Annotated in this window: 2 protein-coding genes and 1 pseudogene; all 3 read right to left on the minus strand. The window is 27.2% G+C overall.

All coding sequences use genetic code 11. The features are described 5' to 3' along the window. A pseudogene (locus BLO14_RS05440) lies at positions 1-3,349 on the minus strand (Eco57I restriction-modification methylase domain-containing protein); the annotation flags it as partial. Positions 3,350-4,052: 703 nt separating this feature from the next. Further along, positions 4,053-5,045 carry a hypothetical protein gene (locus BLO14_RS05445; protein WP_091973823.1) on the minus strand — a complete coding sequence of 331 codons (993 nt, stop codon included), beginning with the start codon at positions 5,043-5,045 and terminating at the stop codon, positions 4,053-4,055. Positions 5,046-5,159: 114 nt separating this feature from the next. Further along, positions 5,160-5,273 carry a hypothetical protein gene (locus tag BLO14_RS06275; protein WP_413783463.1) on the minus strand — a complete coding sequence of 38 codons (114 nt, stop codon included), beginning with the start codon at positions 5,271-5,273 and terminating at the stop codon, positions 5,160-5,162. Positions 5,274-5,531: the final 258 nt, after the last annotated feature.

Here is a 5,531-nt window from a genome sequence, read left to right on the forward strand (position 1 = left end):
TTATAAATAGATATTGGTCTTTTCTCATAATTTATAAATAGTGAATTCACACAATAACAATTTTTAGGAGAAAGTGTGCTGATCATAGTTCTTTCATTGGTATTGCTTGCAATATCTCTATATAGTATTCTTTCAGTTTGATGTTGATTATCTTCAGTTAATATTTTTTTAAAGTCTTCTTTATCTATCCATAGTAATTTAGAACTTTCTTTTGCACCTTTATCTTCAAAAAATCTTGAATTAAATTGATGAATATTAGCTCCAGAATAAAGAAACATAAAATTTTTATTATTATATTCCTTATACAATGCTTTATACTTTGTTAAATTTAACCCTACTCCAAAATCAATATATTCTTGACTAAGAACACTAAATTGACTAAACATCTTGTTAATAAGCTTAAACTCAGCACTATCTCTAAATTCTATTATTGACTCTTGAATAGGAGATAATTTCCTAATTTGGGCTATATTTAATTCAATTCCTTTGTAGGCATTATTTTTGCCATCTTTTAAATCCTTAGTCATTTCTTTTAAAATATTATCACCACCTTGAATCATGAATTTTGCTTTAAAATTTGTTGTAGGAGCTTCAGTATTGATTACTTGAAATATTGCAAATTTAAAACTTGAGTGCACATCCTTAAATCTTTTTTTATTTTCAAACTGATAAATATAATTAAGTTTATACTTAGCAAATATATGTTTTCTTAACACTCTAGAACTATATTCGCTCCAAAAACTAGAAGGAGCTAGATAAGTCAAATTTCCTTCTTTTTTTATTAGTTTTAAATTAAATGTAATAAAGTATCTAAAAAAATTTGAGTCACCACCACTAGCAAAATCATTAAAATCGCTTTTATAAATATTATTAATAGTACTTATGCTGTTTTTTTCTTCATTGTATTCAATATGCAAAGGATGATTATCTTTACTCAGTATTTCTTGCTTTATTTTATTTTGTTCTTTTATGTTTAATTTTCTGTAGCTAGGAATGTGTTTTGAGAAAAATTCAGATTCATCAAACTTGGTTTTTTCCCACGGAGGATTTCCAATTACAATATCAAATCCCCCCTGAATGTCTGGAAACTCAATTCCATAGTGGAAAAATTTATAGCAACTGCTTAATTTTTTAATTTTTTCTATTTTTTCTTCGTCTTCACTAGAAGTTTTATTGTTCAAAATATTTTCAAGTAAATTGATTATAGCTGTAATATCATTACATTCTATATTTAAAGATTTGTCAAAAGATAATGAATAAAGTTTAATTAAAGAAAATATGATTTTTAAATTCTCCGTATCTTCACTTTTCTCATATTCTTTGTATATCTTCTTAGATTTTTCTATATCTTCTTTAGTAGTATCATTAATCCCTTTAATTTTTTGATAGCTATCTTCTAAAATAGCTGTAATTTCTTGAATTCTTTTTTTAAATAAAGAAAATCCTCCTTCAAATTTCTTTTTTGTAATATCAAAAAATTCATCTTTAGTATATCCTAGCAGAGCATTTCCTACTTTTATATGATGCTCAATAAAACTTAGCGGTGTCCCAAAAATAAAGGTATTAATCCACAAACTTAGCATAGTAATTTCAACCGAAATAGGATTAATATCAACACCATAAATACACTTCTTTAGCAGCATCCTTTTAAGTACTAACTCTTTGCTTATACTGTCCCGAGCATCATATTCTTCACTTTCTTTAAGAATAACTCTATATTCTTTATCAAGCTCTTTTTTCACATCTTCAAATTTATCAAGCTCATACCATACTTTTTCCGTTAAGTAATCTAGGCAAGAAATTAAAAAATGTCCCGACCCACAAGAATTATCAATGATCTTTATATCTAAAGGGGACTTGGTTTTAAGCTGTTCTTCAATTGAAGATGCAACCATAAAATCAGTTAAGTCTTCTGGGGTATAATATGCCCCACTTTTCTTTCTATCAAGCGACCTAGATGTAAGATAAATATTGCCTTTGTAGTATGTAGCAACTTTGTTTACTCTCTTGTTTTTAAGCTCATCTTCAGTGCGAATAAGATAAATCCCGTCTTCAAAAATGCGATAAACAGTAGTATCTGCAATTCTTAGATCATATTCAAGTAGAGTTTCGTATAATTCTCCAAAACTCTTAAGATCAATTTTTGAATACTCCACAAATTTATTTTCTTTAGCATTTTCTTTGTTAAAGAATAGTATCTTAGTTAGGACATCTTCAAGCTCATCAACACTTAGCAAATTCTCATTATTTAAATACCTAGCTTTATCTTCTGCAAATAATCCCCCATTAAATACAGGAAACTTTATTAAATCATTCCCTTTGTCAAAAGTATTAAAAATTGTTATTAATTTACTATATCCTTCTTCTCTGTTAATAACTTTATTATAAAAATAATGCCTAAAAGACATATAAGATCTATATGCAATACTTTCTTCCAATATTCCTTTAAATGGTTCATTATCCTCAATATATACAATAAAAAATATTCTTAAAATAAATATAATTGCCTCTTCAAGAATATTAAATAAGTCGGATTTAGTAATTTCTTTGTTTGAAACTTTAAATTCTTCTTTATATATATTTTTTGCAATTTTAAATACTATAGAGTCATCCGGGTTTTCATAAAGTAAATCCCTTAAGGTTTTCTTAATTATCTCTTTTTCTTTAGCTATTTGCTCTTTTTCAACTTCTATTACATTGCTTCTTTTTAAAAATCTTTCTTTTCTTATAAGATAGCTGAATAAAGAAACCCATTCTTGCTCCTTGTACTCTTCTTTTTCTCCAATTTTAGAAAAATTAAATTCAATATATCTTTTTTCTCCATAAAGTACCTTAGATTTGTCATAAAGTGTCTCCACACCTTGCCATTTGAAAGTACTCCATAATGCTTTTGATATTGATTTAGATATCTGTAAAGCTGCTCTTCTGCCTCTTTAACTTTGTCTTTATAGTAGAAGTTAAAAGAAGGATTTTTAACTTCTACTATAAGCAAAATATCTTCAGCTGGAATAGGCTCATTATTTTTTTTAGCTTCTTTTAATTTTTTATTAAAATTTGCCTTGTCTTTATCGTTTTCAAAAAGCAATATATCTACTCTGGACTGTTCCCCATCTATTTGGCCACCTTTCTGCTGCTCTACAGAATAAGTTAATTCTTCAAATATAGATTTTAATAAAGACTCTATATTTGCTTCTGTTGAATTATTATCGATAGTTTTAACTTTATTCTTTAAAAAAAGAAAAAAGCTTTTTGCTTTAACGATATCTTCTTTCTTTATAAAGTCTTCTGATAACTCTTTATAAAGAGTTATGTTTGGATCATTTGTTTTTACAATGTCATTAGTTTCCATTATTTTATTTTATCATTTATGTAAAAAGTCTTTCCCTTGATCTTCTTCCAAAGAACCGTGAAAGAAATATTCTGCATTATTAATGCTATTGCTATAAAGATAAAATTCGATGTATAATTGAATTTTATATGCTTTAGTGCTCGTTTTTGTTTTTGACTTAAATTAGTGTAGAACCAAGTCACTAAAATTCGATGATCAATAGCTTACAAGTAAGCTATCATTAATACATTGATGCAAACCTAAAATATCTAGGAATCTCCAAAAATACTGGTAAATTACAAAAGCACATTGCATCTAAAATTTTTTTCTTTTTTAAAAGATTTCTTCTAAAGTAGATAAATTCTTTTCCAAATAATCAATCCCAGTATCTAAACTATCCTATTTTGATTTGTATTGCTTGTGGGATTAGAAATAAATAAGCTAAAAATCCTTGCGATAATTAATAGCATTTTATTATTTTTATGTTTGATTATTTAAAGCTTTATAGATTTTGTATAAATAAAGTATATTTGGATTTTATTTAAATCCAAAAGGGACATTAATTTGCACTGAATATTCCTTCAATGTAGTTTTGGAATTATTCAGTGCATTAATATAAATATAAGTTTAATTGCTTGTTTTTGAACAACTATTTATATAATATTTGATTTAAAAATAGTTGTTCAACGCTTTACAAAAGCAATATATTAAATGGTAAAATTATTTAATACTTAACTATATTCATGAAAACCATTGGGCTTTGAGGAAGTATAGATGGTTTACCAGGTTGTCTGACATCTTGATCCGGGTGAGCTGCAATGTATTTCAAGTAACTTAGTTCTTCCCATTGTTTCATCATTTCTGAATAAGAATTAATTTTAAATGATTTTGAATAATAGTCGGTTCTAACTAGCTCTAAAACCGCTTCTTGAATTCTATAGTCTAATAAAGGGCCAAGACTTAAAAAAACTACCGCGGACACAGACTCTTCAAAATAGGGCTTTATAATTTCTGAAGTATTGTCGGGTTCGAGTTGTAATGCACTAAGAACTGTATTTGCATGTTTAGAAATTATAGCCGAACTATACACCGTAGTTGTACTCATGTCAGTATCTAAGTATTTACTGATATTCTTTAGTTTTATGTCGCTGGTCTCTGCACCGTAAACGTTTTCTACTGTAGCATCAACAAATCTATAATATCGTCTACGATAAGTGCCACTAAAGTTATCTCGTTCGTGATGGTTAACTCTGTATACTAATAATCCTTGGGGAGCAAGATCATGCGCTCTTACTACTATTTCTAGCTGTCCCAAGTGTGCACCATGATAACCGGGTATACGCAGCCCTATTGTAAAAAATGTATTTTCATTGGACATTTTTTTTACATAGTAAATAGGAGCAGGTGGTTTTGGAGTCATGCCATTTTTAGATCTTATGTCTTTTACCGTTGCGTAATTGAAAAATTTAGTACTTTCTAACAAACCAGCTTTGTAAAGAGCTTGGTGCGCAGAGTCAATACTATCCATGAACAGTGATGCAGAATGAAAGTCAACTTCAACCTTAGCGGTTGAATGTAAATACACAGTATCAACCCCTTCTGAATAGTTCAATACTTTATCTTTATCCTTTTTATTTTGACTGTCTTGGTTACAGGCCGAAATAAAAATTAATAGTGTTAAAAACACTATTTTTTGATAAATATTTCTTATTTTCATTTTATTCCCTTTATATCATTATTATTAAAATGATATAAATTGATTATATATCATTTTTAAATATATTGCAATTTTTTAAAAAAATTAAATTTCTCATTAATAAATGATCTTTAGCTATTTTTTCACTATTTTTGCACAATAATGGTTAAATTTTTTTAAACGACAGCTGAAATCCACGTTTATTCCAATATCAAAATTTGGTTCAAAACCCGCCAAAATCAATGCCAAGTCTTTTTTTGTCTTTTTTTATATAATATTAATTTAATTATATTAAATTAATATTATATATTGAACAAAATTAAATATTTAGCTATACTAAAGATTAAGCTTTGCTTAAGGGGGAGTGTTAGTGAAAGGCTACATAATTGTATATATATTATTTATTTTTCTATTTTTAAATACTTGTACTACAGATTTTAAAGCCAATCAAGAAGATATCAAGTATCCATCTAATGATAAGAGCTCAAAATCTAGCACAGAAGTAGC

Source organism: Borreliella japonica, assembly GCF_900099615.1.
GTDB classification, from domain to species: domain Bacteria; phylum Spirochaetota; class Spirochaetia; order Borreliales; family Borreliaceae; genus Borreliella; species Borreliella japonica.

What these genes read in the sequence shown, in the direction of transcription:
- BLO14_RS05445 (WP_091973823.1), bottom strand. Translation starts at nt 5,045, where the DNA reads ATGAAAATAAGAAATATTTATCAAAAAATAGTGTTTTTAACACTATTA.